The following is an 18,626-nucleotide window of genomic DNA, read 5'->3' as shown; positions in this document are numbered from 1 at the left end:
TCAGATCGCTGAGCCGAGTTGGAAGATGGGCAGGTACATTGCAACCACCAGGCCTCCGACGATAACACCGAGCACGACCATGATGAACGGCTCCATCAGGCTGGTGAGGTTATCGACCATGTTGTCCACTTCGTCCTCATAGAAACTCGCGACTTTGTCGAGCATGTCATCCAGTGCGCCGGACTCTTCGCCAATCGCTGTCATCTGAATCGCCATGTTGGGGAAGATGCCCGAGGTGCGCATGGAGAAGTTCAACTGCATGCCGGTCGACACGTCCTGCCTGATCCGCAGCACCGCACGCTTGAACACAATGTTGCCAGTGGCGCCGGCCACGGACTCCAGCGCTTCGACCAGCGGGACACCTGCGGCAAAGGTGGTCGACAGCGTACGGGCGTAACGGGCCACGGCAGATTTGTACATCAGCGTGCCAATCAGCGGCAGCTTCAACAGCCAGGTGTCCGTCCAGTCGCGAAACCCGGGGGACTTCCTGAAAGCGTGGCGCACACCGAAAATGCCCGCGATCAACCCGCCGAGCAGCGCCCACCACCACTGCTGCATGAACGCCGAAAGGCCGATGACCATCACGGTGAACGCCGGCAGTTCAGCGCCAAACCCTTTGAACACCGACTCGAACTGGGGCACCACCTTGACCAGCAGAATCCCCGTGACAATGATCGCGACAAACACCACCGCGAGCGGGTAGGTCATGGCTTTCTTGATCTTGGCCTTGAGGCTTTCGCTCTTTTCCTTGTAGGTGGCCACCCGTTCCAACAGGGTATCGAGAGCGCCAGCCTGCTCGCCGGCGTCCACCAGGTTGCAGTAGAGCTCATCGAAATACTGCGGCTTCTTGCGCAGGGACGCGGCGAAGCTGTTACCGGCCGCGACTTCCTGTTTCACCTCGTCCACCAGTTTGCGCATGGCCGGGTTATCGAAGCCTTCGCCGATAATGTCGAATGACTGCAGCAGCGGCACGCCCGCTTTCATCATGGTCGCCATCTGCCGGGTGAACAGGGCAATATCCTGGGTCTTGATGCGTTTGCCGACGCTGAAAATCGAGGCGGATTTCTTGCGTACCTTGCCGGGATTGATGCCTTGCTTGCGCAGTTGGGCCTTGATCAACGCCGGGTTCTGGCCGCTCAACTCGCCTGTCATTCGGGTGCCTTTGCGGTCTGTGCCTTCCCAGGCATAGACGCTGATTTTTGCTGCTTTGACCGCCATGTTCAGTCCTTGGTGACCCGGTTGATTTCTTCAAGGCTAGTGAGGCCTTGCATGGCCTTGAGCAGGCCCGAGGTGCGCAAGTCGTTGAAACCGTCCTTGCGCATCTGGCTGTCGATTTGCAGTGAGTTGCCCTCGGCCATGATCAGCCGTTGCAGGTCCTTGGTGTTCTTCACCACTTCATAAATCCCGACGCGCCCTTTGTAGCCGTTGTTGCACTGATCGCAACCGACCGGCTCATAGATCGCGAATGAGCCGATGCGTTCCTCGGGGAAACCTTCCTTGAGCAGCGTTTCACGAGGGACGTCGATGGATTGCTTGCAGTGGTTGCACAATTTGCGCGCCAGACGCTGGGCGATGATCAGGGTGACCGAGGTGGCGATGTTGAAGCCCTGAATGCCCATGTTATGCAGACGGGTCAAGGTTTCGGCGGCGCTGTTGGTGTGCAGGGTGGACAGCACCAGATGCCCGGTCTGCGCGGCTTTGATGGCGATTTCGGCGGTTTCCAGATCGCGGATTTCGCCCACCATGATCACGTCCGGGTCCTGGCGCAGGAACGAACGCAGCGCCTGGGCGAAATCCAGCCCCTGCTTGGGATTGACGTTGACCTGGTTGATGCCTTCCATGTTGATCTCCACCGGGTCTTCGGCGGTGGAAATATTGATGTCCACGGTGTTGAGGATATTCAAGCCGGTGTAGAGCGACACGGTCTTGCCCGAGCCGGTGGGCCCGGTGACCAGAATCATGCCCTGTGGCTGCTTCAGGGCGGCCATGTACAAGTCTTTCTGGTCGGACTCGTAGCCGAGGGCATCAATGCCCATTTGCGCGCTGGACGGGTCGAGGATCCGGATCACCACTTTCTCGCCCCATAGCGTCGGCAGGGTATTGACCCGGAAATCAATCGACTTGCTCTTGGACAGGCGCATTTTTATCCGCCCGTCCTGAGGTTTGCGGCGCTCGGAAATGTCGAGGCTGGCCATGACTTTGAGCCGCGCCGCAATGCGGTTGGCCAATTGAGTGGGCGGCTTGGCCACTTCGCGCAACATGCCGTCGGTGCGCATCCGCACCCGGTATGTTTTTTCATAGGGCTCGAAGTGCAGGTCGGACGAGCCGCTCTTGATCGCGTCGAGCAGCATTTTGTGGACGAAACGCACGACGGGCGCATCGTCGGCATCCTGCCCGGCGATAGCGTCCTTTTTGTTGTCATCGACCGACTCGATGTCCAGCCCGTCGAGATCGACATCTGCCATGTCTTCCAGGCCGCTGGCATGGCTGTCGAAGAATTTCTCGATGGCATCGCTGAGCTTGTCGTCCTCCACCAGGATGGCTTCGGTGTTCAGCCCGGTGCTGAACTGGATGTCATTGATCGCCTGATGATTGGTCGGGTCGGAAATCCCCACGAACAACTTGTTGCCGCGTCGCCAGAGAGGCAGCGCATGGTGCTGGCGGATCAGCTTTTCGCTGACCAGTCCTTTGGGCTGGGTTTCCTTGTCCAGGCAATAGAGGTCCAGCAGCGCCATGCCGAAATGCTCCGAGGCAATCTCGGCGATCTGTCGACTCTTCGCCAGATTGTTCTGTACCAGGTAACTGACCAGGGAAATCTTGTTGCGTTGGGCTTGCTGATACGCCTGTTGCGCGCTTTTGTCAGTGAGCAGCTCGGCCAGGACCAATTGCTTGGCCAGACCGCTTAGGGCGATGTCGTTCATGGGGATACCGGACACAGACAGTTCAAGACTTATAGCCTAGTCAAGGCGCTGAACCAAACCAGCGGCGTTGAGGTGACAAAAAGTGTCAGATAGTGCGGTTGCAGGGGGCTCGAAAGCCCTTCGGCTCGACTTCGCGCCCCGCCAGCAGGGGCTCTGGCGCTTGGCATGGGCTGTGCTGATGCTCTTGCAGATCATGAGATTTCAACTCATGCATGGAGCGTGTCTATGAAGACTCAGAAAGGTTTTACCCTGATCGAACTGCTGATCGTGGTGGCGATCATCGGGATTCTGGCGACGTTTGCGTTGCCGATGTATTCCAAATATCAGGCTCGGGCGAAAGTGACGGCAGGCTTGGCCGAGATTTCCGCCATGAAGGTTCCGTATGAAGATGTGATCAACCAGGGGACTGCGCCAACGGTGGCCAACGTGGCGCCGGCGGGCAATGCCACCACCAGCAATTGCACGGTCGCAGTGACAGGTACGGTTGCCACGGGTGCCGGCACCATCACGTGCACGATCTTGAATGCACCGGGGCCTGTGTTGAGCAAGACCATCACATTGACCCGTGATGCCACTAATGGCTGGGCGTGTACCAGCACTGCTCAACAAGACTACGTGCCTAAAGGCTGCACGGGTTCCGCTACGTAAACGCTGAGATCCGGCACAGCCCCGCTTCTAAGGACACGGGGCTTTTTTTGCTTGCGAATGTCTCGCAGACACAGAAAAAAAGCCAAAAAATTCAGCGTGTTAGGAACTTTGTGAAAACCCGCATGTTGCATGCAGAGATTTACCAGGTCATGCATTTTGCATGATTTCGAAAATGGGTCGAATTTATAAGTTATTGATTTATAAGAATTTGTTAGTTGTTTCAAAGTTGGCACAGCGTTCGCAATATCCCCAGTAACCCTGCTGAGAAGACAACCAGCAGACTTTCTAGAAAAACAGGAGTTACTCGTATGAAGAAGTTCGCTATCGCTGCCGCTACTGCTACCGCGCTGACCCTGACCCTGGCCAACGCAGCATTCGCGCAGACCACCACCACTCAAGCCCCTTTGACATTGGCTTCTGGTGAGGCTGCCAAGGTCGAGGAAGCTACTTCCGATACCTGGATCACCACCAAAGTTAAAAGCGACCTGCTGACTGAAAAAGGTATTCCTGGCACCGACATCAAAGTCGAAACCAACAAAGGTGTTGTGTCCCTGTCGTCCACGGTTGCCGTGACTGATTCCCAGAAAGCCACCGCCGTGGCGATCACCAAGAAAATCAAAGGCGTCAAAGCGGTCTCCGCTGACGGCCTGAAAGCCGAGTAAGGCAAGACTTCTCGCCTGGACCGGGAGAAGGTGTGGCAGACGGGCTGAGCAATACGCCTGCCGCTTCTTGGGAGTTCATGCGAACGGCCATAAGGATGTGGCCATTACAGGCCTCCGACATTCGTGTCGGGGGCCTGTTCTATATGGGCAACACAAAACAACTGTGGGAGCGAGCTTGCTCGCGATGAGGGCATAACATTCAACATCCAGGTTGACTGTTAGACCGCCATCGCGAGCAAGCTCGCTTGTATGTTTAGACTTGAAGGGGTGGGGATTTAATTGCCGCGTTTGCTGGTGATTTGGGTCAGGCGATTGCCTTCAAAACGCAGGAACTGGTACATCCCGCCGTTGGGCCCGTAGGTCCATTCCTCCACCTGGAACTCTTCACGTCGATTGGCACTGCGTTTGTACCCGAGCAAATCGCGGCTGACAGGTTCTCCACACTTTTGCAGCACTTCGCTGGACCTGTCGCCGACGCTGATCAATTGACTGCCACAGCGCAAGGTGTCGGCCGCGGAGACTTGGCTGGCGCCCATCACCAGCACCAGGCCTGAGAGCAATCGCCTGACCTTCACTCGGCGTCCAGATGCATCGGCGTCACCACCCGGCCATCACTTTCTGCTTCGCCAAGGCTGGCGTCGATGAAGTACACGCGGTCATCGGCCAACTGGCCCTTGTCGACCAGATAATCCTTGATGCTGCTGGCGCGGTCCTGACCCAACTGACGCAACAGCACATCGCTGGTACTCCAGAACTTGATCACGTCCGCACGCATTTTCGCGGTGCGATCTTCCTTGCCCAGGTCCTTCCATTCGGCGGGTGGCTGGGTCTTCAGGCGGGTGCGGTAGATGCCTTCCAGCAGCGGGCCTTTCTCGTTGTCCGGAACATCCAGCAATGAGGCCTGTGCTGGCACCTTGTCGCCACGACGCTGGAGCATTTTGTAGTAGTTGTACTGGTATTCCCGCTCCAGGCGTTGCTCGGCGATCAGCGGGCCATCGCTGCTCGCCGCCGCCGTGCCTTCGATTTCCAGGCGCAGGGCCGGGCGTTCCTTCAGGGCGTTGGACAGTTTGACCAATGCCGCTTCGGCATCCTTGCCCAGGTCGCTTGAACCCGGCGCGAATGACACGCTGCCCAAGTCTTCGGAACCGCCGCCACTGACCAGCCCGCCAATCATTTTGAACGGCGCAGCGGCTGCCTTGACGATCAGGTTGCGCAGGGTTTGCCAGATAATCGGCATGACACTGAACTGCGGATTATTGAGGTCACCGGTGACGGGCAATTCGATGGAAATCTTGCCGTCGACATCCTTGAGCAAAGCGATCGCCAGCTTCAGTGGCAGGCTCACGGCATCCGGGCTGTCGACTTTTTCCCCTAGCTGCAATTGCTCGACCACCACTTTGTTTTCGGCCTTGAGCTGACCTTTGGTAATCAGGTAATGCACGTCGAGATTGAGCCGGCCCTTGCGGATGCGATACCCGGCAAATTTGCCGGAGTAAGGGGTGAGCGTGGTCAGCTCAACGCGTTTGAAACTGGTGGCGATGTCGAGGCTGGCCATCGGGTCGAATGGATTGACTGCGCCCTTGATCGTCACGGGTGCATAACGATCTACCTTGCCTTTCACATCAACGCTGGCCGGTTTTGGCTGGCGGCTGTCGATGGTGCCGATCTGCCCGTTGAGCTGTTGCACAGCGGTGGCGAAGTTCGGGGTCAGGCTGAAGTCGGCGAAGTTGGCCGAACCGTCATTGATGGCAATGCCGCCGATGTGGATGCCCAGTGGTTTGCCGTTGCCGGCCGGTTTGGCCGCGGTGGTTTTCGCGCCGGTGTCGGGCGGTTGCGGGATCAACAAGTCATCAATGTTGGTGGTGCGATCTTCATTGATCATGAAGCGCACATAGGGCTGGAACAGGTTGACCTTGTCGATCGACAGGCTGTCACCGTGTTGATAGTTCAGGCCTTCGACCACCACCTGCTGCCACTTGAGAAAGTCCCGGGTTTTCAGGGTGTCGAGGGTGTGCAACTGATCGACCTGAGCGCGACCGGTGACGCTGAACGCCAGAGGCTCGGTGCTTTTCAGATCGACTGCCAGATCACTGCCGAGCATGCCGCTGCGCAGTTCCAGGCGAATGAACGGGGTGATGTATGACTGGGCGACACGCAGGTCGATGTCTTTGGTCTGCACCTTCAGTTTGGCGCTGATCGGGGCGAGATTGACCACGCCGTCTGCCAACACCTTGCCCTGCTTGCCCAGGCCGGTGTCGAGCTTGAGATTGAAAGGCGAGCCATTGAGGCTGTCGAAGTTCTGCAGGTCCAGGTTCAACGGGCCCACTTCCAGCGCGACGGCGGGTTGCGCCTTGCGGTCGGCCAGGTGCACCTGGTAATCGCGCAGTTGCACGTCTTTGAGCAGCACTTGCCACGGTTTGCTCGGTGGCGCAGGTTCCGGTTTCGGTGAGTCGGCAGCCGCGGGTGTAGTGGCCGGTTCGGCCTTGGCTTTGGCAGCGGGTTTGGATGGCTGGCTGGCGAACAGTTTTTGCCAGTCAAGTTGCCCGTCGACTTCGAGGGCGGCCCAGGTTTCCAGTTTGTGGCTGCGGACTTTGCCGACCACCACTTGTTGCTTGGCCAGGTCCACGGTGGTGTCGCTGATGTCCAATCGTTCGAGCTTCGCCAGCGGCCGCCCGTCCGGAGCCTTGATCGCGAAAGGCGCGACGCTGACAGCGACATTGCTCAACAGCAGTTCGGTTTCCTTGGACAGATTGAGCTTGTAGTCGGTGCTGAGGCTCATGATGCCGCTTTCGAGGTCCAGGGGGACTGCGTCGCGGACATAGGGCCAGAAGGCTTTCATCTTGCCATCGGTGATTTTCAGCTTACCTTCGGAGGCGAGCGGGATCAGGCTGAAGTTGCCGGTCCAGTCGATCTGTCCGCCGTTGGGGCCGATGGCCACCAAGGTCATGTCGGCGCTGTCTTCGGGCAGGGTGCTGAGGTTTTTCAGCTCGAAGTCGAGTTTGTCGTAGAGAAACTCGATGGGTTCGCTGGGCCGGGCATCTTCAAAGTGCAAGGCGCCGCCCGCCAGCTGGATCCGCTCGATGCGCAGTGGAAACGGCTTGGCATCCGGGTCGGCGGGGGTGGGTTCGCTTGCTGGCAGTTTGAACAGCCCAAGCAGATTGAGCTTGCCGTCCTTGCCGAAGAGGATTTCAGTCTTGAGTTTGTCCAGTTCGATATCGGACAGATGCACGGCCTTGGTCCAGAGGCTGTCGATTTGCAGGTTGGCGTACAGGCGTTCGAAGCCGATCTGTTCCTTGCCCGGCTCGCCGATGACCAGGCCCCAAAGGGTCACTTCAAGGCTGAACGGGTTGAGTTCGATACGCTGGAGGTGGGCGGGCACCGTGGCGTAGTTGGCCAATTGTTGGTTGGCAACCCGCAAGGCGATGCCCGGTAAAATCAGAAACCCCAGCAAGCTGTAGAGAGCCAGAGCAGTCAACAAGGCGCCGATAGCGCGAATCAATCCTTTGGGCATGTGCGGCTTCATCTGTCTGAATCGGAGTGCCTTGGAGTATGGCATGCGATTGCAGTTCCGAAGTAACCACGCTTTGCAGGATTTGTCTGAAATGCTGCCTGGGTTTCAGAGCTGCAGGATCAATGTTTTTAGCGGTGGTTGCTGATCCATCGACGGGAAATCAGCGCCCGGTGTCATCACTGTCCATTCGCGCACCGGTCGCCCGGCTTTCTCGGCGCAACGCAATACCTGTTCACGCCAGTCGTCCATGGTGACCTTTGCCAGGTTGTTGCAGCAGATCAGCACGCCATTGTCGGCGGTGGTCAGCAGTGCGGGTTTGAGCAGGCTCTGGTAGTCGCGCAGCAGGTCGACGGTGCCGAAGGCGCTCTTGGCCCAGGCGGGCGGGTCGAGCAGCACCAGGTCGTATTGACGCTGTTCCAGGCGTTGATAACTCGGCAACTTCTGCCCACGGCGTTGACTGATCGGCAGCCCTGCCAGTTGGCGGATCGCCGGGAAGTAATCGGACTGGATGAACTCCATGGCGGGCAATTGCGGATTGAGCAGCCCATTCTCACAGCCGACCGCCAGATTGCCCTCGGCGAAATCGAGGTTGCACACCTCGCGGGCACCACCGGCCGCTGCACTCAGCCCCACGCCACAGGTGTAGGCAAACAGGTTGAGCACGCTTTTGTTCTGGCTGTGTGCTTTGACCCAGCCACGGGTGTTGCGCAGGTCGAGGAATAGCAAAGGGTCCTGGCCGGCATGGCGCCCGCGAACCCGGTAGTTCAGGCCCCACTCGTGGCCGACCAGATCCTGAAGCGCGGCTTCATCGGCCTGGTAGACGGTGTCTTCGCGGTCGATGCGCGAATTGCCACGGGAGCGGTCGTTGTAGACCAACAGGGTTTCCAGGCCCAGGTGTTGATTTATGGCGTCGTGCAATTGCAGCAGGGCGTCGCGTTCCAGAGACTGGTGAAAGCTTTGCACCAGCAGTTGCGGACCATAGCGGTCGATGGTCAGGCCACCGGCGCCTTCCTGGCTGCCGTGGAACAGGCGATAGCAATCGGTGCCTTGCTGATGCAGTTCGGCAAGCAGGTCCTGGCGATGTTCGAGGGCGGCGCGCAGCGCCTGATTCAAGGAAGACATGCTGGGCGCCTTGCAGGAGGGAATTTGGCGCGGGAGTTTAACAGCATTGCACCTGATCCCGAGCCACTGATCGTTCCCACGCGGAGCGTTGGAACGATCAATCGTCAGGTCAACAGCCCCATCCGCCGCTTCGCCCGCTGCACCGAGCCATTGCGCACTGCCCAGCGCAGCATCGGTGCACTGCGGTTGACGCTGGCGCGGATCAGTTTGCGTTGCAGTGGATTCTGGCTGACGCCGAGCATGGCACTGGCCCAGTCCGGTAGCAGATCGATACCCGCCTGCATCATCAAACCGCCAAAAGGCTTGGCCAAACGGCTGGGGGAGGGCGCGCTCAGCAGCAACCGCAACACTTCCCGGCTGCGTTCGTCGCACAGCAACTGAGGGCGAATGCGCGCAAGGTAATCGGCAATGGCCTGTCGCGAGCGGGGTACATCGCGGGCACCCAGGCGTTCGGCAACGATGGCGATTTCTGCGTAGTAGCGATCCTGATCGGCCAGCGACAGCGCCGGATTGCGGTAACGCAAATGCGCGGCGAGAAAGTTGCTGACCTCGGCCACATGCACCCAGGTCAGCAAGTCTGGATCACTGGCGGCGTAGGGGCGTCCGTCCGGTGCCGTACCGGTGACTTGCAGGTGGATGGTGCGGACTTTCTCGATCAGCCAGTCGGCATCCTTTCGCGAACCAAACGTGGTGCCAGAGATGAACTGCCCGGTGCGGCGCAGTCGGCCGAGCATGTCCTCACGAAAATTCGAATGATCCCAGACCCCGGCCAGCGCCAGTGGATGCAGGGCTTGCAGCATCAGGGCGCTGATGCCGCCAATGAGCATGCTGCTGAAATCGCCGTGCACTTGCCAACTCACCGAGTCGGGGCCGAACAGGCCGGGATCACCTTTGGGATTTTCCAGATCGAGCTTGCCCAGTGACAGACCGCTCAGGCTCATGATTTGGGTTTCGATGCGGGTACGGATGAATTCCATGGCGACTCAGTGGCGAAAAAAAGGCGCGGCCATCGCTGGCCGCGCGGGTGGGATGCAACAACGAATCATTGGTTCAGGCGTTTGTCGATCAAGCCCTGAACGACACTCGGATCGGCCAGGGTCGAGGTGTCGCCCAGGCTGTCCAGCTCATTGCAGGCGATCTTGCGCAGAATACGCCGCATGATCTTGCCCGATCGGGTTTTAGGCAAGGCCGGAGCCCACTGGATCAAGTCCGGTTTGGCGAAGCTGCCGATGTCCTTGCTGACGTGGTCGAGTAATTCCTTCTTCAGTTCGTCATTGGGGTCGGTGCCGTTCATGGGCGTGACGAAGGCGTAGATGCCCTGGCCTTTGACGTCGTGGGGATAACCGACCACGGCGGCTTCGGCGATGCTGTCATGCAGCACCAGGGCGCTTTCCACTTCGGCAGTGCCGATGCGGTGGCCGGAGACGTTGATCACGTCGTCGATGCGCCCGGTGATCCAGTAATCGCCGTCCTCATCGCGTCGCGCGCCGTCGCCGGTGAAGTAGTAACCGGGGTAGGGCTTGAAGTAGGTGTCGATCATCCGTTGCGGGTCGCCGTAGACACTGCGGATCTGTGCCGGCCAACTGGACTTGATCGCCAGCACGCCGCTGCCGGCGCCTTTGATTTCCTTGCCCGTTTCATCGAGCAACACCGGTTGTACACCAAACATCGGTTGCGTGGCGCAGCCGGGTTTGATCCGTTGCGCGCTGACCAGCGGACTGAGCATGATGCCGCCGGTTTCGGTCTGCCACCAGGTATCGACGATGGGGCAACGCTGCTCGCCGACCACATTGAAGTACCAATCCCACGCCTCCGGATTGATCGGCTCACCCACAGTGCCGAGTAATCTGAGGCTTGCGCGGGACGTTTCCTGCAACGGTTCGCGGCCTTCACGCATCAAGGCGCGCAGGGCAGTGGGCGCGGTGTAGAAGATGTTGACGTGGTGCTTGTCGATGACTTGCCAGAAACGCGAGGTGCTCGGGTAACTCGGTACGCCTTCGAAGATCAGCGTGGTCGCGCCGTTGGCCAACGGGCCGTAGACGATGTAGCTGTGACCGGTGACCCAGCCGACATCGGCGGTGCACCAGAACACTTCGTCATCACGGTAGTCGAGCACGTATTTGAAGGTCATCGCTGCTTGCAGCAGGTAGCCGCCAGTGGTGTGCAACACGCCTTTGGGTTTGCCGGTGCTGCCGGAGGTGTAGAGGATGAACAGCGGATCTTCGGCGTCCATCGGTTCCGGCGGGCAGTCGTCGCTGACATCACGCAAGGCCTGGTGATACCAGAGATCGCGGCCTTCAACCCAGTTCACATCGCCCTGGGTGCGCTCGACGACGATGACCGTGCTGACGTTCGGGCAGCTCTGAAGGGCCTTGTCGACGTTGTGTTTGAGTGGCACGAATTTACCGCCACGCACGCCTTCATCGGCGGTGATTACCGTGCGGCAGTCAGCGTCGAGAATCCGGTCGCGCAGGGAGTCCGGCGAGAACCCCCCAAACACCACCGAATGCACCGCTCCGATGCGTGTACAGGCGAGCATGGCGTAAGCGGCTTCGGGGATCATCGGCATGTAAATGCAGACGCGATCGCCTTTCTTCACGCCGCGGCTCTTGAGCACGTTGGCCAGGCGACAGACGTTGTGATGGAGTTTTTTGTAGGTGATTTGCGCGGATTCGGCGGGATCGTCGCCTTCCCAGATGATCGCGATTTGATCGCCGCGTTGTTTCAAATGACGGTCGATGCAGTTGTAACTGACGTTCAACTGACCGCCGGCAAACCAGCTCGCTTCACCGGTTTTCAGGTTATAGCGCTGGACGGTGTCCCACGGCGTACTCCAGTCGAGAAAGCGCGTGGCTTGTTCGGCCCAGAACGTACTGGGGTGTTCGATGGATTCGCGATACAGGCGCTGGTAGTCGTCTTGACTCAAATGCGCAGCCCGGCGGACGGCATCGGCTTTGGGGAACGTGCTGATATCGAACATGACGGTTCCTTATGCTTGTTTTGCGACAAGGATAAAGATGCGCCGAGTAGCGAGTGGGTTCAAGCCTTGCACCGCCCCTGTAAGAGCCGAGCTTGCTGGCGATGCAGACGTCGCGGTGGATCAGATACACCGCGTCATCGTTCATCGCGAGCAAGCCCGGCTCCTACGGGAGTGGGGTGTTAACCGCGGTGACGACCGCGGAAGTAGTTGATCAGGCCTTGGGTCGAAGCATCGTCAGCCGGGGTTTCTTCGCTGCCGACGAGGCGGTTGTAGACGCCTTTGCCCAACTCTTTACCCAGTTCCACGCCCCACTGGTCGAAGGCGTTGATGCCCCAGACCACGCTTTGCACGAAGACTTTGTGTTCGTACATGGCCACCAATGCACCGAGACGACGCGGGCTGATGCGCTCGACCACCAGGGTGTTGCTCGGGCGGTTGCCCGGGATCACCTTGTGCGGTGCGAGTTTCTGCACATCGGCTTCGCTCATGCCTTTGTCACGCAGTTCGGCTTCGGCCTCGCTGAGGGTCTTGCCGAGCATCAGCGCCTGGCTTTGCGACAGGCAGTTGGCGTACAGCCACTGGTGGTGGTCGGACACCGGGTTGAAGCTGACGATCGGCACGATGAAGTCAGCCGGGATCAGTTGGGTGCCTTGGTGCAGCAACTGGTGATAGGCGTGTTGGCCGTTGCAGCCGACGCCACCCCAGATCACCGGACCGGTGTCGGTGGACACTGGCGTGCCATCCTGACGCACGCTCTTGCCGTTGGATTCCATGTCCAGCTGTTGCAAGTGCTTGGTGATGTTCCGCAAGTAGTGGTCATACGGCAGGATGGCGTGGCTTTGTGCACCCCAGAAATTGCCGTACCACACGCCGAGCAAGGCCAGCAGTACCGGCATGTTCTGCTCGAACGGCGCGGTCTGGAAATGCTGGTCCATGGTGTAGGCACCGGACAGCAGTTCCTTGAAGTTGGACATGCCGATGGCCAGGGCAATCGGCAAACCGATGGCCGACCACAGCGAGTAACGACCGCCGACCCAGTCCCACATCGGGAAGATGTTTTCTTCACGAATGCCGAAGGCCACGGCCGCTGCATTGTTGCTGGAAACGGCGATGAAGTGGCGATACAACTCGGCTTCCGAGCCGCCCTGAGCCAGGTACCAGGCGCGTGCGGCCTGGGCGTTTTTCAGGGTTTCGAGGGTGTTGAAAGATTTCGACGAGACGATGAACAGCGTGGTCTCGGCGCGCAGCTTCATGGCCAGTTCGTGGAATTCGCTGCCGTCGATGTTTGCCAAATAGTGGCAACGCACGCCTTTCTGGGCGTAGGACAGCAAGGCTTCGGACACCAGTTCCGGGCCGAGGAACGAGCCACCGATGCCGATGTTCACCACGTCAGTGATCGGCTTCTCGGTGTAACCGCGCCACAAGCCGTCGTGGATGCGGCCCACGAGGTCGGTGATCTGGTTCAGTACTTTGTGCACTTCCGGCATCACGTTGACGCCATTGACCGACAGCTTGTCGCCAACCGGGCGGCGCAGTGCGGTGTGCAGGGCCGGACGACCTTCGGACGCATTGACGATTTCGCCTTCGAACAGCGATTTGATCGCGCCCTTGAGGTCGACTTCGTTGGCCAGACCCACCAGCAGATTGCGGGTCTCGGTGGTGATCAGGTTCTTCGAGTAATCGAGAAACAGACCGCAGCTGCTAAGGGTGAATTGAGTGAAACGCTGCGGGTCGGCATTGAAGGCCTCGCGCATGCTGAAATCCTGCATGGCTTGGCGGTGATCATTCAACGCTTGCCAGGCGGGCAGAGCGGTAACGTCGTGAGGGGTGCGGTAGTACGCCATCGCTGCGGGTTTCCTTTTTACTTGAACGGCCTTTTGAACACTAAAAATCCCGGAGCGCCTGGGGTGGCGCGTCCGGTCAACTGCGTCGACACGATCTCATGGCGCAGGGCGACTACAGTAAACCCCGCGCCTTGATCTGTCTTGACTTTGTCTGACCTGTTTCCTGTACTTTTTTAACATCGAAGTCAGGAACAACCCGACAAACGGAGGGTCGGCAGCGCTTCGGTGCGATCAGGCGACCTGAACCGGAATGGCGTTACTGGTGTGGCTCAGCTCATTGCCCGGCGCCATGTAGAGCATGCGCGGTTTGAAGTTGAGCAATTCGGCTTCGCTGTAATGGGCGTAAGCACAGATGATCACGCGATCACCGACCTTGGCCTTGTGGGCTGCGGCACCATTGACCGAGATCATGCGCGAACCTTCTTCGCCACGAATGGCGTAGGTGGTGAAGCGTTCGCCGTTGTCGACGTTATAGATCTGGATCTGCTCGTATTCACGGATGCCGGACAAGTCCAGCCATTCGCCGTCGATGGCGCAGGAACCTTCGTAATCGAGGACAGCGTGGGTGACTTCGGCGCGATGCAGCTTGGCCTTGAGCATGATGGCGTGCATGAGTGTTTCCCCAGGTCGGAATCGAACGGCGGGCAGTTTGCCCGAAGGGTTTGTGGGCGGCAATACAGCTGAAATGCAATCTTCAGAGCCACCAAAAAACCTGTGGGAGCCAAGCTTGCTCGCGATGAGGCCCGCACATTCAACATCATTGTTGAATACCAGATCGCTATCGCGAGCAAGCTCGGCTCCCACAGGGTTTGGTGGTGTTTAGACGGGGGCGTCGAGGTTCAGGTGCAGGTTGTCGATCAACCGCGTGGTGCCGAGGAACGCGGCCACCAGAATCACCAGGTCGCGATCTTCTGGCGTCGCCGGGCGCAAGGTCAGCGCCTGGCGGATTTCCAGATAGTCGGGACGCAAACCGGCGGTTTCAAGTTGTTTGATCTGTGCGTCGATCAGCGCCGGGAAATCCCGCTCACCTTGCTTGATTGCCTCGGCAATCGAACTCAGCGTGCGATAGACCACGGGCGCCACGGCACGCTGTTCTTCGCTGAGAAAGCCATTGCGCGATGACAGCGCCAGGCCATCGGCTGCACGGACAGTCGGTTCGCCAATGATCTGGATCGGCATGTTCAGGTCATGCACCAGGGATTTGATCACCGCCAGTTGCTGGAAGTCTTTCTGGCCGAAGATCGCCAGGTCTGGCTGGACCATGTTGAACAACTTGCTGACCACCGTCGCCACACCTTCAAAATGCCCAGGACGGCTGGCGCCGCACAGGCCTTCAGACAGCAGTGGAACGCTGACGCGAGTCTGGCCGGCCATGCCGTCCGGGTACATTTCTTCAACGGCTGGCGCGAACAGCAAGTGGCAACCGGCCTGGAGCAGCTTCTCCTGGTCGGCAGCGAGGGTGCGCGGGTATTTGTCGAGGTCTTCGCCAGCGCCGAATTGCAGCGGGTTGACGAAGATGCTCGCGACCACGAAATCCACCCGCTGGGAGGCTTTGGTAATCAGTGCAATATGACCGCTGTGCAGGTTGCCCATGGTCGGCACGAAGCCGATGCGCTTGCCTTCGCTGCGGGCACGGGCCACGGCGGCCCGCAGTTCGCGTACGGTTTTTACGGTGTTCATGCAGAGAATCCGTGTTCGATGCCTGGGAAAGTCGCCGCTTTGACTTCGGTCACGTAAGCACTCAGGGCTGCTTGAATGGTGTTCTGGCCAGTCATGAAGTTCTTCACGAACTTTGGCACACGGCCGGTAATCGACAAGCCCAGCATGTCGTGCAGGACCAGGACCTGGCCGTCAGTGCCGCTGCCGGCGCCGATCCCGATGACCGGAATCTTCACGGCTTGGGTGATTTCTTCAGCCAGTTCGCTGGGCACGCATTCGAGCAGCAACATGGCGGCGCCAGCCTGTTCCAGTGAGATGGCATCGGCGCGCATCTGCCTGGCCTGGTTTTCGTTACGCCCCTGGACTTTGTAACCGCCCAGGATGTTCACCGATTGCGGTGTCAGCCCCAGGTGCGCGCACACCGGGATACCGCGTTCGGCCAGCAGGCGGATCGAGTCCGCCAGCCACAGTGCGCCTTCTACCTTGACCATGTGTGCACCGGCCTGCATCAACAGGGCACTGTTGGTCATGGCTTGTTCGGTGGTGGCGTAGGCCATGAACGGCAAGTCGGCGAGGATCAACGCATCGGTGTTGCCGCGTTTGACCGCTGCGACGTGGTAAGCCATTTCGGCGGTCGTCACGGGCAGGGTACTGTCGTGACCTTGCAAAACCATGCCGAGGGAGTCGCCCACCAGCAACACTTCGACACCAGCCTCATTGCAGGCGTGGGCGAAGGTCGCGTCATAGCAGGTCAGCATGGTGATTTTTTCACCTTTTTGCTTGAGACCTTGCAGCGTGGTCAGGGTGATGGCTGGCATGAAAAGTTCCTCATTCAGGCGCTGTGGAAACTACTGCGAGTAACGCGCGTGATTCTTCGTTAAATACAGGCGCACGGTCTGTTGTCGTGCTTTTACGGCCTGGATTGCGCCCTTCAACGCCGTGTTGGCGGCAGCGGGACGCCTATAGTCGTGAGGAGAACTCGGGAAGTCAATTGCATGTGTTACCGCATTGTTACGACAGGGGTGTTACCGGGGTAACTGATGCGATTCAGCAACTATCGATCTCATGCCAGACACCAAACCAATGTGGGAGCGAGCCTGCTCGCGAATGCGGTGGATCAGTCAACTTTAAGTTTAATGACACACCGCATTCGCGAGCAGGCTCGCTCCCACAGGGGATTTGCGTCAACTTTTGGGGAGGCGTTCCAGGCCGACGAACGGGCAGGCTGCGACTAGATCCTTCAGATTGCGGCCATCGGCCAGGCGCAAATCCGCAGGCGCCAGTTCGGCCAGTGGATACAGGACAAAGGCCCGTTCCTGCAGGTGGTAATGCGGAACCTTGAGGCGCGGCTCATCGATCAGTCGATCGCCAAACAGCACGATGTCCAGATCCAGCGTACGAGGGCCCCAACGCTCCAGGCGCTCACGACCCTGTCCGTTCTCGATGGCTTGCAGCGCATCGAGCAGTTCCAGCGGGGCGAGTGTGCTGTCGAGGGCGGCGACCGCGTTGGTGTAACGCGGTTGGCCGGGTAGCAGCGAATCGCTTTGATAGAAAGCGGACACATCGACCAGCTCGGTCTGCGGTAAACGCGCCAGCGCTTCGACGGCGCTGCGCAATTGTTCGGCGGGGGCAGCCAGATTGCTGCCCATGCCGATGTAGATGCGTTCCATGGATTTACTCGCCCGAGACGCTCGGTGCACCGGCAGCGCGTTTGCGCTTGGCGCCACCGCTGCGGCGACGTTTGCGGGGTGCGCCGGTGCCGTCGTCCTTGCCGCTGAGGTCGCGGATCATGTCGCGACGTTCGCTGTCATTGGCGTCCTGATAGTCCGTCCACCATTCGCCCAGGCCATCGGTCTGCTCGCCGGCGCTTTCGCGCAGCAGCAAGAAGTCGTAACCGGCTCGGAAGCGTGGGTTGTCCAGCAACAGGTCGGCACGCTTGCCGCTGCGGCGTGGCAGGCGCTCTTGCATGTCCCAGATCTCACGGATCGGCATGGTGAAGCGTTTTGGAATCGCAATACGCTGGCACTGTTCGGCAATCAGCTCGTGAGCCGCTTCCTGCATGGCCGGAATCGGCGGCATGCCGCGTTCTTGCAGGCGCAATACGCGAGCCGGCAGGGCAGGCCACAACAGGGCGGCAAACAGGAACGCCGGGGTCACCGGTTTGTTCTGCTTGATCCGCAGGTCCGTGTTGATCAGCGCTTCGCTGATGAGGGTGTGGGTGTACGTCGGGTTGTATTCCAGCGCCTCGGCACTGGCCGGGAACAGCGGATCGAACAGTTGCAAGTCGACCAGCATCTCGAAGGTGTCCGCGGCGTGGCCGGAGAGGAACAGCTTGAGCACTTCTTCGAACAGACGGGCCGACGGGATCTCGCGCAGCATCGGTGCCAGTTCGCGAATCGGCAGGGCGCTGTGTTTTTCGATACCGAAATTCAACTTGGCGGCAAAACGCACGGCCCGCAGCATCCGCACCGGGTCTTCCTGGTAGCGCTGCTTCGGATCGCCGATCAAGCGGATCAGGTGATTGCGGATGTCGTGTACGCCGTTGGCGTAGTCTAGGATGCGCTCGCTGACCGGATCGTAGTAGAGGGCGTTGATGGTGAAGTCGCGGCGTTGCGCGTCTTCTTCCAGCGTGCCATAGACGTTGTCGCGCAAGATGCGCCCGCTTTCATTACGGGAAGACTGGTTGCTGTCTTCTTCCTCGTCGTTTTGCGGGTGATTGGCGCGGAAGGTCGCGACTTCGATGATTTCTCGACCGAAGTGGATGTGCACCAGTTTGAATCGACGGCCGATGATCCGCGCGTTGCGGAATTCGGCACGCACCTGTTCAGGTGTGGCGCTGGTGGCAACGTCAAAGTCTTTGGGCGTGATGCCGAGCAGCATGTCACGCACGCAGCCGCCGACCAGGTAAGCCTGATAACCGGCGTTCTGCAGGCGTTCGACGATATTCACCGCGTAACGGCTGAATTGCGCCTTTTGCAGCGAGTGTTGGCCGCTGTTGAGCACTTCAGGCGTACTGCGAATGTGTTGCGTATGACGCTTGGGAGAACGGAATGACTGGAACAGCTTCTTCAGCATGGGATGCACTGTTTGAAGGAATGTTCGGCCATAACAGAAGAATGACCGCATGATGGGCGGGGATTCTAGCATTTAGTCGAGGGATGGTGTAGGAAGCTGCGCAAGCAGCTGAAGGGGATATCTGGCAGACGCTATCCGTGTAGCCGGTGACGAGCAACACGAGGCTGCGTCCGGCGGCGAAGCCGTCGTCATTGCGGTGTTTCA

Annotated in this window: 15 protein-coding genes; 2 read left to right on the top strand and 13 right to left on the bottom strand. The window is 59.3% G+C overall.

The window, feature by feature from the left end; all coding sequences use genetic code 11:
• The gene (locus tag AC1D2P_RS00820) at window positions 1-1,218 is read right to left on the bottom strand and encodes a type II secretion system F family protein (RefSeq protein ID WP_109786283.1); all 1,218 of its coding nucleotides are present in this window, start codon (window positions 1,216-1,218) and stop codon (window positions 1-3) included.
• 2 nt (window positions 1,219-1,220) lie between these two features.
• Window positions 1,221-2,921, bottom strand: a complete 1,701-nt coding sequence (gene pilB / locus AC1D2P_RS00815; protein WP_477757926.1) for a type IV-A pilus assembly ATPase PilB — start codon at window positions 2,919-2,921, stop codon at window positions 1,221-1,223.
• Window positions 2,922-3,146: 225 nt separating this feature from the next.
• Here pilB and AC1D2P_RS00810 point away from each other — a divergent pair, with 225 nt between their 5' ends.
• On the top strand, window positions 3,147-3,569 hold the full coding sequence (locus AC1D2P_RS00810; RefSeq protein WP_109786282.1) for a pilin: 423 nt from the start codon (window positions 3,147-3,149) through the stop codon (window positions 3,567-3,569).
• Between the two features lie 308 nt (window positions 3,570-3,877).
• Window positions 3,878-4,231 carry a BON domain-containing protein gene (locus AC1D2P_RS00805; RefSeq protein ID WP_077431250.1) on the top strand — a complete coding sequence of 118 codons (354 nt, stop codon included), beginning with the start codon at window positions 3,878-3,880 and terminating at the stop codon, window positions 4,229-4,231.
• 275 nt (window positions 4,232-4,506) lie between these two features.
• Here AC1D2P_RS00805 and AC1D2P_RS00800 read toward each other — a convergent pair whose 3' ends face one another.
• The 11 genes from AC1D2P_RS00800 to AC1D2P_RS00750 form a co-directional block, all read right to left on the bottom strand.
• Window positions 4,507-4,767 carry a DUF2845 domain-containing protein gene (locus AC1D2P_RS00800; protein WP_109786361.1) on the bottom strand — a complete coding sequence of 87 codons (261 nt, stop codon included), beginning with the start codon at window positions 4,765-4,767 and terminating at the stop codon, window positions 4,507-4,509.
• A gap of 35 nt (window positions 4,768-4,802) precedes the next feature.
• A complete protein-coding gene (locus tag AC1D2P_RS00795; RefSeq protein WP_223522738.1) occupies window positions 4,803-7,787 on the bottom strand; it encodes a DUF748 domain-containing protein in 2,985 nt (994 codons plus the stop codon).
• Window positions 7,788-7,847: 60 nt separating this feature from the next.
• Complete coding sequence (locus AC1D2P_RS00790; RefSeq protein ID WP_223522739.1) at window positions 7,848-8,864, bottom strand: class I SAM-dependent rRNA methyltransferase; 1,017 nt, start codon at window positions 8,862-8,864, stop codon at window positions 7,848-7,850.
• Window positions 8,865-8,968: 104 nt separating this feature from the next.
• Window positions 8,969-9,841, bottom strand: a complete 873-nt coding sequence (locus tag AC1D2P_RS00785) for an oxygenase MpaB family protein (RefSeq protein WP_046028506.1) — start codon at window positions 9,839-9,841, stop codon at window positions 8,969-8,971.
• Window positions 9,842-9,906: 65 nt separating this feature from the next.
• Window positions 9,907-11,844, bottom strand: a complete 1,938-nt coding sequence (gene acs, locus AC1D2P_RS00780; RefSeq protein ID WP_109786278.1) for an acetate--CoA ligase — start codon at window positions 11,842-11,844, stop codon at window positions 9,907-9,909.
• A 179-nt stretch (window positions 11,845-12,023) separates the two neighbouring features.
• Entirely contained in the window at window positions 12,024-13,688 is a 1,665-nt protein-coding gene (pgi, locus tag AC1D2P_RS00775) for a glucose-6-phosphate isomerase (protein WP_109786277.1), read from the bottom strand.
• A 231-nt stretch (window positions 13,689-13,919) separates the two neighbouring features.
• Window positions 13,920-14,300, bottom strand: a complete 381-nt coding sequence (gene panD, locus AC1D2P_RS00770) for an aspartate 1-decarboxylase (RefSeq protein ID WP_003228271.1) — start codon at window positions 14,298-14,300, stop codon at window positions 13,920-13,922.
• 207 nt (window positions 14,301-14,507) lie between these two features.
• Window positions 14,508-15,368 carry a pantoate--beta-alanine ligase gene (gene panC / locus AC1D2P_RS00765; protein WP_223522740.1) on the bottom strand — a complete coding sequence of 287 codons (861 nt, stop codon included), beginning with the start codon at window positions 15,366-15,368 and terminating at the stop codon, window positions 14,508-14,510.
• A complete protein-coding gene (panB, locus tag AC1D2P_RS00760; protein ID WP_109786275.1) occupies window positions 15,365-16,165 on the bottom strand; it encodes a 3-methyl-2-oxobutanoate hydroxymethyltransferase in 801 nt (266 codons plus the stop codon). The genes panC and panB overlap by 4 nt, the downstream gene beginning before the upstream one ends.
• Window positions 16,166-16,531: 366 nt before the next feature.
• Window positions 16,532-17,017 carry a 2-amino-4-hydroxy-6-hydroxymethyldihydropteridine diphosphokinase gene (folK, locus tag AC1D2P_RS00755; protein ID WP_109786274.1) on the bottom strand — a complete coding sequence of 162 codons (486 nt, stop codon included), beginning with the start codon at window positions 17,015-17,017 and terminating at the stop codon, window positions 16,532-16,534.
• Between the two features lie 4 nt (window positions 17,018-17,021).
• Entirely contained in the window at window positions 17,022-18,422 is a 1,401-nt protein-coding gene (locus AC1D2P_RS00750; RefSeq protein ID WP_046028499.1) for a polynucleotide adenylyltransferase PcnB, read from the bottom strand.
• Window positions 18,423-18,626 lie beyond the last annotated feature (204 nt).

It is taken from the genome of Pseudomonas sp. P1_F1_2, assembly GCF_056405815.1.
Note: the sequence above shows the minus strand (reverse complement) of the source record. Positions and strands in the feature narration are given on the sequence as shown.